The organism is Streptomyces mutabilis (assembly GCF_014649815.1).
In the GTDB taxonomy this organism is placed as follows: Bacteria; Actinomycetota; Actinomycetes; order Streptomycetales; family Streptomycetaceae; genus Streptomyces; species Streptomyces mutabilis.
The window spans coordinates 89,797-102,842 of the sequence record NZ_BMTT01000006.1 but is presented as its reverse complement, the minus strand read 5'-3'; the positions used below and the strand labels follow the sequence as shown (position 1 = coordinate 102,842).

General features: G+C 73.4%; 13 protein-coding genes. 8 read left to right on the top strand and 5 right to left on the bottom strand.

From position 1 onward, the window contains the following. Positions 1-142 precede the first annotated feature (142 nt). The 3 genes from IE142_RS15310 to mug all read left to right on the top strand — a co-directional run bounded on the left by IE142_RS15310 (position 143) and on the right by mug (position 3,001). Entirely contained in the window at positions 143-925 is a 783-nt protein-coding gene (locus tag IE142_RS15310; RefSeq protein WP_191886279.1) for an SGNH/GDSL hydrolase family protein, read from the top strand. Between the two features lie 85 nt (positions 926-1,010). Continuing rightward, the gene (gene purB / locus IE142_RS15305) at positions 1,011-2,453 is read left to right on the top strand and encodes an adenylosuccinate lyase (protein ID WP_191886278.1); all 1,443 of its coding nucleotides are present in this window, start codon (positions 1,011-1,013) and stop codon (positions 2,451-2,453) included. Then, positions 2,450-3,001: a G/U mismatch-specific DNA glycosylase gene (gene mug, locus IE142_RS15300; protein ID WP_191886475.1), complete on the top strand. Its 552-nt coding sequence runs from the start codon at positions 2,450-2,452 to the stop codon at positions 2,999-3,001. Before purB ends, mug begins: the two co-directional genes overlap by 4 nt. Positions 3,002-3,008: 7 nt before the next feature. Here the strand turns inward: mug and IE142_RS15295 are convergent, their stop codons facing one another. The 3 genes from IE142_RS15295 to IE142_RS15285 are packed head-to-tail and all read right to left on the bottom strand — an operon-like array spanning position 3,009 to position 5,157. Next, a complete protein-coding gene (locus IE142_RS15295) occupies positions 3,009-3,449 on the bottom strand; it encodes a hypothetical protein (RefSeq protein ID WP_191886277.1) in 441 nt (146 codons plus the stop codon). 59 nt (positions 3,450-3,508) lie between these two features. Further along, positions 3,509-4,234 carry an ABC transporter permease gene (locus IE142_RS15290; protein WP_191886276.1) on the bottom strand — a complete coding sequence of 242 codons (726 nt, stop codon included), beginning with the start codon at positions 4,232-4,234 and terminating at the stop codon, positions 3,509-3,511. A gap of 2 nt (positions 4,235-4,236) precedes the next feature. Further along, positions 4,237-5,157: an ABC transporter ATP-binding protein gene (locus tag IE142_RS15285; RefSeq protein WP_191886275.1), complete on the bottom strand. Its 921-nt coding sequence runs from the start codon at positions 5,155-5,157 to the stop codon at positions 4,237-4,239. A 107-nt stretch (positions 5,158-5,264) separates the two neighbouring features. Here IE142_RS15285 and IE142_RS15280 point away from each other — a divergent pair, with 107 nt between their 5' ends. The 3 genes from IE142_RS15280 (at position 5,265) to IE142_RS15270 (ending at position 8,354) form a co-directional block, all read left to right on the top strand. Beyond that, a complete protein-coding gene (locus IE142_RS15280; protein ID WP_191886274.1) occupies positions 5,265-6,422 on the top strand; it encodes a sensor histidine kinase in 1,158 nt (385 codons plus the stop codon). A 14-nt stretch (positions 6,423-6,436) separates the two neighbouring features. Further along, the gene (locus IE142_RS15275; RefSeq protein ID WP_191886273.1) at positions 6,437-7,099 is read left to right on the top strand and encodes a response regulator transcription factor; all 663 of its coding nucleotides are present in this window, start codon (positions 6,437-6,439) and stop codon (positions 7,097-7,099) included. A gap of 100 nt (positions 7,100-7,199) precedes the next feature. Beyond that, the gene (locus IE142_RS15270; protein WP_191886272.1) at positions 7,200-8,354 is read left to right on the top strand and encodes an ROK family transcriptional regulator; all 1,155 of its coding nucleotides are present in this window, start codon (positions 7,200-7,202) and stop codon (positions 8,352-8,354) included. Between the two features lie 25 nt (positions 8,355-8,379). On the opposite strand, the gene IE142_RS15265 is transcribed toward IE142_RS15270, so the two are convergent. Together IE142_RS15265 and IE142_RS15260 are read right to left on the bottom strand one after the other, a co-directional pair. Continuing rightward, entirely contained in the window at positions 8,380-9,141 is a 762-nt protein-coding gene (locus tag IE142_RS15265) for a GntR family transcriptional regulator (RefSeq protein ID WP_191886271.1), read from the bottom strand. A gap of 213 nt (positions 9,142-9,354) precedes the next feature. After that, positions 9,355-10,242 (bottom strand): RNA polymerase sigma-70 factor, encoded by an 888-nt coding sequence (locus IE142_RS15260; RefSeq protein WP_191886270.1) that lies wholly within the window; start codon positions 10,240-10,242, stop codon positions 9,355-9,357. A 161-nt stretch (positions 10,243-10,403) separates the two neighbouring features. Here IE142_RS15260 and IE142_RS15255 point away from each other — a divergent pair, with 161 nt between their 5' ends. Beyond that, entirely contained in the window at positions 10,404-11,309 is a 906-nt protein-coding gene (locus IE142_RS15255; protein ID WP_191886269.1) for an alpha/beta fold hydrolase, read from the top strand. Positions 11,310-11,352: 43 nt separating this feature from the next. Next, the gene (pdxR, locus tag IE142_RS15250) at positions 11,353-12,852 is read left to right on the top strand and encodes a MocR-like pyridoxine biosynthesis transcription factor PdxR (protein ID WP_191886268.1); all 1,500 of its coding nucleotides are present in this window, start codon (positions 11,353-11,355) and stop codon (positions 12,850-12,852) included. The last annotated feature ends 194 nt before the right edge of the window (positions 12,853-13,046 follow it).

The window sequence follows — 13,046 nt, the reverse complement described above, 5'->3', positions numbered from 1 at the left end:
GCGGGACCGGCGGTTCCGAGGCGACGGAGGGCCGGCGGTTCCGAGGCGGCGGTTGCCAGCCGTTCCAAGGCGGCGGGGTACCGGTCGACCGGGAGGGTGACCGACCGTCGGGTATGTGCGTGGGGCTACCATTTCTGCCGCCATGCAGACGAACCCCACCCACACCAGTCTCGTCGCCGTCGGTGACTCCTTCACCGAGGGCATGTCGGACCGGCTGCCCGACGGCTCCTACCGGGGCTGGGCCGACCTCCTCGCCGCGCGGATGGCAGCCCGCTGCCCCGGCTTCCGGTACGCGAACCTCGCCGTGCGCGGCAAGCTGATCGGGCAGATCGTCGACGAACAGGTCGACGTCGCGGCGGCCATGGGCGCCGACGTGATCACGCTGGTCGGCGGCCTCAACGACACCCTGCGTCCCAAGTGCGACATGGCCCGGGTGCGGGATCTGCTGACGCAGGCCGTGGAACGGCTCGCCCCGAACTGCAAGCAGCTGGTGCTGATGCGCAGCCCGGGCCGCCAGGGTCCGGTACTGGAGCGGTTCCGACCGCGCATGGAGGCGCTGTTCGCGATCATCGACGACCTGGCCCGGCAGCACGGCGCCGTCGTCGTCGACCTCTACGGCGCACAGTCGCTGGCCGACCCGCGGCTGTGGGACGTGGACCGGTTGCACCTGACCGTCGAGGGGCACCGCCGGGTCGCGGAGGCCGTGTGGCAGTCACTCGGCTACGAGCCGGAGGACCCCGAGTGGCACGCGCCCGTCCCGCCCACGCCGCCGCCCGGCTGGGTCATGCGCCGGACCGCGGACGTCCGGTTCGCCCGGCAGCACCTGCTGCCCTGGATCGGCCGCAGGCTGACGGGCCGGTCGTCCGGGGACGGGCGCCCGCCGAAGCGTCCGGAGCTGCTGCCTTACGGGGAACTGACGCCATGATCGTCCGGGGCACGCCGCCTTCGTAGGTTCCGACGAGGAACCCCATGGCGCTGGCCTGCAGGAATCGCCAGTAGAATCCGTACACGTGACTTCCGCTCCCGCCAAGCCCCGCATCCCGAACGTCCTCGCCGGACGCTACGCCTCCGCCGAGCTCGCCACGCTCTGGTCGCCCGAGCAGAAGGTGAAGCTGGAGCGGCAGCTCTGGCTCTCCGTGCTGCGGGCCCAGAAGGACCTCGGCATCGAGGTGCCCGACACCGCGATCGCCGACTACGAACGCGTCCTCGACCAGGTCGACCTCGCCTCGATCGCCGAGCGCGAGAAGGTCACCCGGCACGACGTGAAGGCGCGGATCGAGGAGTTCAACGACCTCGCCGGGCACGAGCACGTCCACAAGGGCATGACCTCCCGGGATTTGACGGAGAACGTCGAGCAGCTCCAGATCCGGCTGTCGCTGGAGCTGATCCGCGACCGCTCGGTGGCCGTCCTGGCCCGGCTCGGCAAGCTGGCCGGCGAGTACGCCGAGCTGGTCATGGCCGGGCGTTCCCACAACGTCGCCGCGCAGGCCACGACGCTGGGCAAGCGGTTCGCCACCGCCGCCGACGAACTGCTGGTCGCGTACGGCCGGGTCGAGGAGCTGCTGGGCCGCTACCCGCTGCGCGGCGTCAAGGGCCCGGTCGGCACCGCCCAGGACATGCTGGACCTGCTCGGCGGCGACGCGGGCAAGCTCGCCGAGCTGGAGCGGCGGATCGCCGGGCACCTGGGCTTCTCCGAGGCCTTCACCTCGGTCGGCCAGGTCTACCCGCGCTCCCTGGACTACGAGGTCGTCACCACGCTGGTGCAGCTGGCGGCGGCGCCGTCGTCGATGGCGAAGACGATCCGGCTGATGGCCGGGCACGAGCTGGTCACCGAGGGCTTCAAGCCCGGCCAGGTCGGCTCCTCGGCGATGCCGCACAAGATGAACACCCGCTCCTGCGAGCGCGTCAACGGCCTGATGGTGATCCTGCGCGGCTACGCGTCGATGACCGGCGAGCTGGCGGGCGACCAGTGGAACGAGGGCGACGTGTCCTGCTCGGTGGTGCGCCGGGTGGCCCTCCCCGACGCCTTCTTCGCCCTGGACGGGCTGCTGGAGACGTTCCTGACCGTGCTGGACGAGTTCGGGGCCTTCCCGGCCGTCGTGGCCCGGGAGCTGGACCGCTACCTGCCGTTCCTCGCCACCACCAAGGTGCTGATGGGCGCGGTGCGGGCGGGTGTCGGCCGCGAGGTCGCGCACGAGGCGATCAAGGAGAACGCCGTGGCCTCCGCGCTGGCGATGCGTGAGCAGGGTGCCGAGCGCAACGAACTCCTCGACAAGCTGGCCGCCGACGAGCGCATCCCGCTGGACCGTGCCGGGCTTGAGGCGCTGATGGCCGACAAGCTGTCGTTCACCGGCGCGGCGGCCGACCAGGTCGGTGTCGTCGTCGGCCGGGTCGAGGAGATCGTCAAGCAGCGCCCGGAGGCCGCGGGCTACACCCCCGGAGCGATCCTCTGACGCGCTTCACCCCGGCTGAGCTGGAGGCCGCCCGCGACCGTCTCGTACCGGACGTCGTCGCGGACGGCCTGCGCGTGCTGTTCTGCGGCATCAACCCCGGCCTGATGACGGCGGCGACCGGCCACCACTTCGCCCGCCCCGGCAACCGCTTCTGGCCGGTGCTGCACCTGTCCGGTTTCACCCCGCGGCTGCTCGAGCCGTCGGAGCAGGGCGAGCTGCTGTCGTACGGGCTCGGGATCACGAACGTCGTCGCGCGGGCCAGTGCACGGGCGGACGAGCTGACCGCCGAGGAGTACCGGGAGGGCGGGCGGCTGCTGGCACTGAAGGTGGCGATGCTGCGTCCCCGCTGGCTGGCCGTCGTCGGTGTCACCGCGTACCGCGCCGCGTTCGACGACCGGAAGGCCCAGGTGGGTCCGCAGGAGCGGACGATCGGGGACACGCGCGTGTGGGTACTGCCCAATCCGAGCGGACTGAACGCCCACTGGACCGCGCGGACGATGGCGGAGGAGTTCGCGCGGCTGCGGGCCGCGGCGGATGCGGACGCGTAGCGGGCGTTCACGGTGGCGCTTCCTGGGTGACGACGGCCAGCAACTGCACCTCGTCCGTCTCGTCCCGGTCGGCGACGGCGACCGCGACCCAGCGGCCGGTCCCCTCCGCCTCCCACAGGTGGGCCAGGCGCGCGCGGGCGCTGAGGGTGGCCCACGGCTCGGGTATCTCCTCCCGTTCGGTCCGCAGGAGGACCGTCTGGAGATTCCAAGGTTCCGTCTCCCCCCAGCGCGGGGCGAGGCGCTCGTGGAGGGCGTCGCGGTACTTCTCGTACTGCTCCACGGTCAGCGTCCGCTCCCCCCGGTCGCCGTCGCGCAGGCCGTGGCTGCTCTCCAGCACCGCCACGAAGTGCCCGGGCCCCGCCGTGCCCCCGTCCGACGGGCCGTGCTCCGCCGGGAAGGGCCGGAAGCACAGCTCGTCGATGAGGGCGATGTGCCGCGCGATGTCCATGCCGCCCAGTAAACCGGCCACCACTGACAATTGGCGGGGCGTCAGAGGACCGCGTGGGGTCAGGCGTCCCGGCCGCGCAGCCGCCAGGCGCCGACTAGGAGGGCGGCCATCGACCAACCGGCCGTCACCGCCAGTCCCGTCCAGGGGCCCAGCGTTCCGTCGTGCGTCTGATGGATCACCACCTGCCCGGCCTGGTCCGGCAGGAACTCGGTGACACCGCCCGCCGCGTCCCCGATCACGAATGCGATGACGAGGATGAACGGGATCAGGGTGGACAGAGTGGCCACGCCGCTGCGGAACAGGGTGGTCAGGCCGGCCGCGAGCAGGGCCATCAGCATGAAGTAGATCCCGCAGCCCACCACGCCGCGCGCCTGCTCGCCCGCGGTGAGCCCCTCCGCCGCCGCGCCGAGGCCCGCCCGGGCCGCGAGGAGGGCGGCGAACGAGGTCAGCAGGCCGACGACGAGGGCCGACCCGGCGATGACGGCCAGTTTCGCCGCGAACCACCGACCGCGCTGCGGAACGGCGGCCAGGGAGAGGCGGATTCCGTTGCCCTGGTACTCGGACGACACGACCACGGCGCCGAACGCGATGGCGGCGATCTGACCGGGCATGACGCCGGAGAGGGCCGTGAACAGCGGGTCGTAGTCGGCGTCCGAGGCGTCGGAGACTCCTGCCAGCGCGGAGAAGGCGGTGGTGACCGCGAACACGGCCAGCAGCGTGCCGCACAGCGAGCGCAGGGTGAGGACCTTGAGTGCCTCGGAGCGGAGTACGGGTGCGAAGTGCATGGTCAGGCCTCCTGGTACGGAGCGGTGAATTCGGCTTCTGCGGCCGTCAGGTCGAGGTAGGCCTGTTCCAAGGTGCCCTCCGCCGAACTCAGTTCGAGGATCGGGACGCCGGCCGCGGACACGGCGCGGCCGATGTCGTCCACGCGTGCGTGCGGCACGGTCCAGTACCCGTCGTCGCCTTCCACCGCGTCGTGCCCGTGCCGGGCGAGAGCGGCCTTGAGCGCGGTCGCGTCCGAGGTCCGGATGCGGACACTCGGCTGCACGCGCGCGTCGATGAACTCCCGCATCGGCGTGTCGGCGAGCAGCCGGCCCCGGCCGAGGACGACCAGGTGGTCGGCGAAGGACGCGGTCTCGTTCATCAGGTGGCTGGAGACGAGGACGGTGCGTCCCTCCGCCGCGAGCCGGCGCAGCAGTTCGCGGATCCAGATGATGCCCTCCGGGTCCAGTCCGTTGCTGGGCTCGTCCAGCATCACCACCTCGGGGTCGCCCAGCAGCGCCGCGGCGATCCCGAGCCGCTGGCGCATCCCCAGTGAGTACGTCCTCACCCGGCGGCGTGCCACGGAGGCGATCCCGGTCTCCTCCAGCACCTCGTCGACCCGGCGCGCGGGAATGCGGTTGCTCGCCGCCAGGACGCGCAGGTGGTCCCGGGCGGTGCGCGCGCCGTGGGCGGCGCGAGCGTCGAGCAGGGCACCGACGTGACGCAGCGGCTCGTGGAGGACGGAGTAAGGGCGTCCGCCGACGGCCGCCGTGCCGGAGGTCGGCCGGTCCAGACCCAGGACCAGCCGCATGGTGGTGGACTTCCCGGCGCCGTTGGGACCCAGAAAGCCCGTGACGCGGCCAGGGCGGACGGTGAAGGTGAGGTCGTCGACGGCTCGTCGGGTGCCGTACTCCTTGGTGAGGTTCTGCACGTCGATGCTGGTCATGGCACCAGCGTGGCGGGCCGTACGGGGGCGGGCCTCCCCCGGCGGTGGAGATAGTCTCCCCCGTGCGGGGGAGGGCCGCTGTCAGTGGCGCCTGGCACAATGAGGCAATGGTCCGCCTTCTCCGCCCGCTCCAGCGAGGAGCTACCTACACACGGCTGCTGTACCTGTGGGTGCCCATGCTGATCGTGAGCGTGTGGGCACTCGTCGACGACACCAACATGTGGGTGCCGGCGGCCCTGATGATCCCGGTCGGTCTCATTCCGGCGGTGCGGACCGGCGAGGGCGTGCAGGCACGGTGGCTCCTCACGCCCGGTCAGCCGGACGACGGCTTCTCCATGGCCCCCTCGGCGAACTGGCGGGACCGGCTGCGCACGGTGGTGTGGCTGCAAGGCCGCCTAGTGCTGGGCCTGTTGACCGCAGGTGCCTGTGTCTGGTTGCCGATCGTCTCCGTGGAGCTGGTCCGGCTCTCCATGGGGCACCGGATCGACGACATCCCGCTCCTCAAGGACGCCGCGTCGCACTGGGCGTACGCGCTCCTCGCTCCGCTGCCCCTCCTCGCCCTGTACGGCGCCGTGGTCGGCCTCGGGCTCCTGGCGACGGCAGGGGCCCGGGCGCTGCTCGGCCCCTCCGCCGCCGAACGGCTCAGCGCCCTGGAGGAACGCACCGAACAGCTCCTGGAGCGCAACCGCATCGCCCGCGAGCTGCACGACTCCATCGGCCACGCGCTGACCGTCGCCGTCGTCCAAGCGGGAGCCGCCCGCGCGGCCAACAGTCCCGAGTTCACCGACCGCGCACTGACCGCGATCGAGGAGACCGGCCGGGCGGCTCTCGAGGATCTCGAGCGTGTGCTCGGCGTCCTGCGGGAGGCGGAGCGGCCCGTGAGCGCCCGGCCGACACTCGCGGACGCCGACCGGCTTCTGGAGTCCGCCCGCGCCTCCGGCGCCAAGGTCGACGCAGAGGTCACCGGTGCGCTGGAGAGCCTGCCGGGCCCGGTGTCGCGCGAGGGCTACCGCATTCTGCAGGAGGCGTTGACCAACGTGCTCCGGCACGCGGGCGCCGTGCCGACCCGGGTGCGCGTCGAGGTGGCGGACGGCGCGCTCACCCTGGAGGTGCGCAATCCGCTGCCGGACGGCAGAGCCGCCCCCGGCCGCGGCAGCGGACTGCGCGGCATACGCGAGCGGGCCGCACTGCTGGGCGGCCGGGCGCACACCGGCCCCGACGGCGCCGGTGACTGGGAGGTGCGCGTCGAGCTGCCGCCGCGCTGATCTACGCTGACCGGATGCCGGTCAGAGTGCTCCTAGTCGACGACGAACCCCTCGTACGCGCGGGTCTGCGGGCGGTTCTGGAGGCACAGCCGGACATCGAGGTGGTCGGTGAGGCGGCCGACGGAGCGACGGTGATTCCACTGGTGCGGCAGGTGCGGCCGGACGTGGTCGCCATGGACGTACGGATGCCGCTGCTGGACGGGATCGAGACCACGCGGACACTGCTGCGGACGATGACCGACCCGCCGAAGATCCTCGTGGTGACGACCTTCGCGAACGACGAGTACGTGTACGAGGCACTGCGCGCCGGCGCCGACGGGTTCCTGCTGAAGCGGGCCCGGCCGGCCGAGATCGTGCACGCGGTGCGGCTGATCGCCGAGGGCGAGTCCCTGCTGTTCCCGGCGTCGGTGCGGCAGCTCGCCGCCGAGTACGGCGACGGCGGGGGGAACCGCGCGGCCCGCGCGCGGTTGGAGCGGGCGCGGCTGACCGAGCGGGAGAGCGAGGTGCTGCGGCTGATGGCGCGCGGGCTGTCGAACGCGGAGATCGCCGCCCGGCTGGTCGTCGGCACCGAGACGGTGAAGTCGCACGTGAGCGCGGTACTGGGGAAGCTGGGGGCGCGGGACCGCACACAGGCGGTGATCACGGCGTACGAGTCGGGGTTCGTGGCACCCGGGTGAGGCGTCCGGGCCGGTGGGGTCCGGGCGGACCGGCACTCGCCGGGGCGGAGCGGGCCGAGTACGATCCGCCCAACACGCGCACGAGCTGGGAGGACGGACGTTGGGCGGGCTGACCGGTGGGGATCCGTCGCTGCTGCGGAGAATCAACTCCGCTGTCGTGCTGCACGCGTTGCGGGCCACGGACTGCGCGACGCTGACCGAGATCACCCGGGTGACGGGACTGTCCCGGCCCACCGTCGAGGGCGTCGTCGAGGGGCTGATAGAGGCGGGTCTGGTCGTCGAGGCGGCCGCCGACGAGGGCACGGCCCGTAGGCAGGGACGGCCCGCGCGGCGGTTCCGGTTCCGGGCGGAGGCCGGACACCTGCTGGGTCTGGAGATCGGTCCGCACCGCGTGGCCGCGCTCCTGTCCGACCTGGACGGCCGGGTGATCGGCGCCCAGGCCAAGGACGTCGACGAGAGCGCCCCGGCCGACGAGCGGCTGGAACGACTGCGTACCGCGGTCGCCGAACTGCTGCGCCGGGGCGGGGTCGCGCGTGGCTCGCTGAGGGCCGTGGGCGCCGCCTCGCCCGGGATCGTCGAGGCGGACGGCACGGTGCGGCTGAGCACCGCGCTGCCGCAGTGGACGGGGCTGCGCCTCGGCGAGCGGCTGAGCCGTTCCTTCAAGTGTCCGGTGCTGGTGGAGAACGACGCGAACGCGGCGGCGGTCGCCGAGCACTGGAAGGGCGCCGCCACGGAGTCCGACGACGTCGTCTTCGTGCTGGCCGGTCTCAGCCCGGGGGCCGGTTCGCTGATCGGCGGCCGGCTGCACCGTGGGTACGGAGGAGCCGCGGGCGAGATCGGCGCGCTGCATCTGCTGGGCCGGGACGTGACGCCGGAGACGCTGCTGTCCACCACGGACCAGCCGCTGCATCCGCTGGACGAGCAGGCGGTCGCCAAGGTCTTCGCCGAGGCCCGTGCCGGCGACCAGCGGGCCCGCGCGGCCGTCGAGCGCTTCATCCAGCGGCTGGTGCACGACGTGGCGGCGCTGGTGCTGGCCCTCGACCCGGAGCTCGTCGTCGTCGGCGGCTGGGCGGCCGGGCTGGACGGCGTGCTGGGGCCGCTCCGCCGTGAGCTGGCCCGATACTGCCTGCGCCCGCCGAAGGTCGCCCTCTCGCTCCTCGGCGAGGCAGCCGTGGCGACGGGCGCGCTGCGGCTGGCCCTCGACCACGTGGAGGAGCAGTTGTTCGCTGTGGAGGGCGCGACGGCACGCCGCTGACCTGCCGGGCGCCGGCTGGGGAGAGTCAGGAGGCGCGGCTCTGGGGGCCGTGGTGGATCTCCACGTCGCCGGAGTCCCCGAAGGTCAGCCGGCAGGTGTCCGCGCGGTAGGTGGCGACGGAGAGCGCCGCGGTGCGGCCCTGCGCCAGGTAACGGGTGGTGACGACGAGGACGGGCGCTCCTGGGAGGCGGTCCAGCTCCTTGGCGTCCTCGGCGCCGACCGATCCCAGCTCCACGGCGCTGTCCCTGCGCTCCAGTTCGCCGCGCTGGAGTTCGCGCAGCACGGCACGCGCGCGTGCCGTGCCGGAGGGCGTGTCGATGGCGGTGAGGTCGGGCACCGAGGACGGCGGGACGTAGAGCAGTTCGGCGGCGACGGGCCGGCCGTGCGTCACGCGGGAGCGGCGGACGGTGTGCACCGGCTCGTCCCGGGCGGTGCCCAGGGCGCCGGCGACCGCCGCGGGCGGCGCCGCGAGCTCGCAGTCGGTGGGTTCCCACGCGTCGTCGGCCGCCCCCGGCCAGGTGTGCTGCGCGGTGCCCACGGCCACGCCGACGCGCGGCGGGGCGACGGTCGTGCCGACGCCGCGACGGCGCTGGAGGCGGCCTTCCAGTTCGAGCTGCTCCAGGGCCTGACGGAGCGTCGCGCGGGCAACGCCGAAGCGGGCGGCGAGGTCCCGCTCGTTGGGCAGGATCTCGCCCACCGAGAACTCCGAGTCCAAGGCCTCGCTCAGTACGGTCCTGAGGTGCCAGTACTTCGGTTCCGGCACCGATTCCAACTGCGTGGTCCCCACCCTGTCCTCCGCAATCGCTCTGGTCCGGCGGCGTTTTGACGCCCTTGTTTATTAAAGGTTGTTGCAGTTCTCTGCGACGATAAAGCGGCCCACACCCTTGGTCAAGACCAATCCGGTGACTGGACGGCGAGAGCCCCCGTCGCGGGACGGGGGCTCCATGCCTTGCGGGGCCGGCGGGGCGGGTGGGTCCGGGGTCTGCCGCGGACCCGGGCGCTATGCGATACCGGTCAAGTGGTGCAGCTTGTCGGGGTTGCGCACGATGTAGATCGACTGCACGCGGCCGTCGGCGACGTCCAACTGGAGGACGAAGTCCGGCTTGCCCCCGGACAGGACCAGCAGGGCCGGGCCGCCGTTGAGTTCCGGGAAGCGGAAGGAGGGGTCGGGTATCCCCTTCCGCGCGACACCGAGCAGGAAGCGGCCCACCTTGTCGGCGCTGTGCAGCACGCGCAGCGGCGCCCTGGACTTGCCTCCGCTGTCGCCGACCAGCCGGACGTCCGGCGCGAGCATCGCCAACAGCCCTTCGAGGTCGCCGTCGGTGGCGGCGGCGAGGAAGCGCTCGGTGAGGTCCCGGCACTGCGCCGGGTCGACGTCGTAGCGGGGCCGCCGTTCGTCGACGTGCTTGCGGGCCCGCCCGGCGAGCTGGCGGACCGCGGCCTCCCCGCGTTCCAGCACGGCCGCGATCTCGGCGTACGGGTAGCCGAAGGCCTCTCGGAGGACGAACACCGCCCGCTCCAACGGGGACAGCGACTCCAGCACCACGAGGACGGCGAGGGACACGGAGTCGGCGAGGACGGCGCGCTCGGCGGTGTCCGGGACGGCGTCGCCGAAGTCCGTGGCGTAGGGCTCGGGCAGCCACGGTCCGACGTACGTCTCGCCGCGCGACTTGATCTGCCGCAGCCGGTCGATGGCGAGGCGGGTGGTGGTCCGCACCAGGTAGCCGCGCGGTTCCCGGACGGCGGACCGGTCGGCGCCGGACCAGCGGAACCACGCCTCCTGGACAACGTCCTCCGCGTCGGCCATGCGGCCCAGCATGCGGTAGGCGACTCCCACGAGAACGGGACGGTGCTCTTCGAAGATGTCGGTCGCGGTTTCGGTGGTCACGGGTCCATCCCAGCGGACGGGTGCGGCGGTGTCCAGGCGGAATCGCCCACACCCGGCGCCCTCCGCAGAACGCCCGCACGGGGGCTACCCGTCGGTAACTATTGCTGGCAGGCTGTCTACGCAACACCGTCATCGCACTCGCGTTCCCGACAAGGAGCCTCATGTCCGCAACACTCTCCTTCACGGCCCCCACCGAGTACGGTCCGCAGGACATCACCCTCTCCTACGCGCGCGTGGGCAGCGGTGAACCGCTGCTCCTGCTCCACGGGATAGGTCACCACCGGCGGGCCTGGGACCCGGTGATCGACATCCTCGCGACCGAACGGGACGTGATAGCCGTGGACCTGCCGGGGTTCGGGGAGTCGTCCGCGCTGCCGCCGTCACTGCCGCACGACCTGCGGACGACCACCGCGGTGCTCGCTGCGTTCTGCGCGGCGCTGGGACTGGACCGGCCGCACGCGGCGGGCAACTCGCTGGGCGGCCTGCTGGCCCTGGAGATGGGCCGAGAGGCTCTGGTGCGGTCGGTGACGGCCCTGTCCCCGGGCGGCTTCTGGAACCAGGCCGAGCGGCGCTACGCCTTCGGGGTGCTGACGGGAATGCGCCGCGCCGCCCGGAGCCTGCCCCTCCCTCTGGTCGAGCGCCTGTCCCGCACGGCGGTCGGCCGCACCGCGCTGACCAGCACGATCTACGCCCGCCCCGCCCGGCGCTCCCCCGAGGCCGTGATCGCCGAGACGCTCGCGCTCGCGCACGCGGAGGGCTTCGCCGAGACCTTGCGGGCCGGACGGACGGTCCAGTTCACCGACGACCTCCCCGGTGTCCCCGTCACCGTGGCGTGGGGCAACCGGGACCTGCTGCTCCTGCCCCGGCAGGGCATCCGGGCCAAGCACATCATTCCGCGGGCCCGGCTGGTCCGGCTGCCCGGCTGCGGCCACGTCCCGATGAACGACGACCCGGCGCTGGTCGCCCGCGTCCTCCTCGACGGCAGCCGCGCCCGGGCGGCGAGCGCCTCGTCGGTCACCCCGGTCCACGCACCGGGGCCGCGCCCTCTCGGGGCCGACCCCTCGTAGAGTGGCGGCGTTCGCGAAGAGCGATGCCCGGGGGACCGCTTTCATGACGCCAGTACCGACCGGTCCGGACGGCCGTCCGGGCTCCGCCGCTCACACCGGCGACGCCACCGGTTCCGGCGCCACCACCGTCACCGCGGTGGACGGCACCGCGGCATGGGAGTTGCTGCTGCCCGCCGCTTCGGCACCGGCACGTACGCGCGGCCGGGCCCTGCAGGCCGCGCTGCGGGAGGCGGTCCGCTCGGGCAGGCTCGCGCCGGGCACCCGCCTGCCGTCGAGCCGCGACCTCGCGGCCGACCTCGGGGTGTCGCGGGGCCTGATCACGGAGGCGTACGAGCAGCTGACGGCCGAGGGGTACCTGCGCAGCGGGCGGGGTGCGGGCACCTGGGTCGGTGACGCGGTACGGGCCGCACGCCCCCGCGCGCGTGATCTCGCCCCCCGCTCCGGAAGCGACCGTGCCGGCTTCGTGCCGGGGACACCGGACCTGTCGCTGTTCCCCCGCTCGGCCTGGGGCGCCGCGCAGCGGAGCGTGCTGGCGGAACTGCCGCACGAGGCCCTCGGCTACCCGGACCCGCGCGGGCTCCCCCGGCTGCGGACCGCGCTGGCCGAGCTGCTGACCCGGCGCCGGGGCGTGGTGGCGGACCCGGAGCGGCTCGTGGTCGTCTCCGGCGTGGCGCAGGCGACGGCGCTGCTCGCGAGCGTGCTCCACGCGCGCGGGGTGCGCACCGCCGGCGTCGAGTCCCCCGGCAGCCCGCAGCACGACGCCCTGTACGCGTCGGCCGGCGTCGCCACCGTGCCGTTGCCCCTCGACGACGAGGGACTCGCCCTCGGCCCGCTGCACGCATCGGGCGTCCGGGCCGTCGTGACGACGCCGGCCCACCAGTTCCCCACCGGCATCGCCTACTCCGCGCGGCGGCGCGCCGCACTGCTGGACTGGGCCCGGTCCGTGGACGGTCTGGTGCTGGAGGACGACTACGACGGCGACTTCCGTTACGACCGGGCTCCCGTGGGCGCGCTCCAGGGGCTCGATCCCGAACGCGTCGCCTATACGGGTTCGGTCAGCAAGTCCCTCGCCCCGGGGCTGCGGCTGGGCTGGCTGCTGGTGCCGGAGTGGCTGGCCGACGACGTCGTCGAACGCAAACGCACCACCGACCTCGGGCATCCGGCCCTCGACCAGGCGCTCTTGGCCCGCTTCGTGGAGCGCGGCGAGTACGACCGCCAGCTACGCCTGTGCCAACGTGCCTATCGGGAGCGGCGCGACGTGCTGGTCGCCGCCCTGGCGGAGCACTTCCCCGGCTCACGCGTCTCCGGCATCGCCGCGGGGCTCCACGCCATCGCCACGCTCCCCGAGCGGTACGGCCCCGAGGAGCGATTCCTCGCGCGCGTGGCGGAGGCCGGCGTCGCGGTGCGTTCGCTGGCCCAGTACGGGCACGGGGCGAGCGGTGCGGAGGGGGCCAAGAGGATGGTGCGCCTGGTGCTGGGGTACGCGCATCTGACGCCGGGACGGATCCGGGCCGGGGTGGAGAGGATGGCGAAGGCCGTGTGACCGGGCTCACCGGGTGCCACACATGCGCGCGGGCAGCCGGTTGCACCGCGCGGTGAGTGCCATCGCGCACGCGCGAGAGCGGCCGTCGTCCACGGGGGTGCCGTCGGCGACCACCGGGGCCACGCACACACGCGCGGGCGGCCGGTTGTTCACGCGGAGTTTCCGTGGTCGCCGCGCCGCACCAGTAGGCCTGG

What these genes read in the sequence shown, in the direction of transcription:
- IE142_RS15255 (WP_191886269.1), top strand. Translation starts at nt 10,404, where the DNA reads ATGTCCGCAACACTCTCCTTCACGGCCCCCACCGAGTACGGTCCGCAG.
- IE142_RS15280 (WP_191886274.1), top strand. Translation starts at nt 5,265, where the DNA reads ATGGTCCGCCTTCTCCGCCCGCTCCAGCGAGGAGCTACCTACACACGG.
- IE142_RS15295 (WP_191886277.1), bottom strand. Translation starts at nt 3,449, where the DNA reads ATGGACATCGCGCGGCACATCGCCCTCATCGACGAGCTGTGCTTCCGG.
- IE142_RS15290 (WP_191886276.1), bottom strand. Translation starts at nt 4,234, where the DNA reads ATGCACTTCGCACCCGTACTCCGCTCCGAGGCACTCAAGGTCCTCACC.
- IE142_RS15275 (WP_191886273.1), top strand. Translation starts at nt 6,437, where the DNA reads ATGCCGGTCAGAGTGCTCCTAGTCGACGACGAACCCCTCGTACGCGCG.
- IE142_RS15310 (WP_191886279.1), top strand. Translation starts at nt 143, where the DNA reads ATGCAGACGAACCCCACCCACACCAGTCTCGTCGCCGTCGGTGACTCC.
- pdxR (WP_191886268.1), top strand. Translation starts at nt 11,353, where the DNA reads ATGACGCCAGTACCGACCGGTCCGGACGGCCGTCCGGGCTCCGCCGCT.
- IE142_RS15285 (WP_191886275.1), bottom strand. Translation starts at nt 5,157, where the DNA reads ATGACCAGCATCGACGTGCAGAACCTCACCAAGGAGTACGGCACCCGA.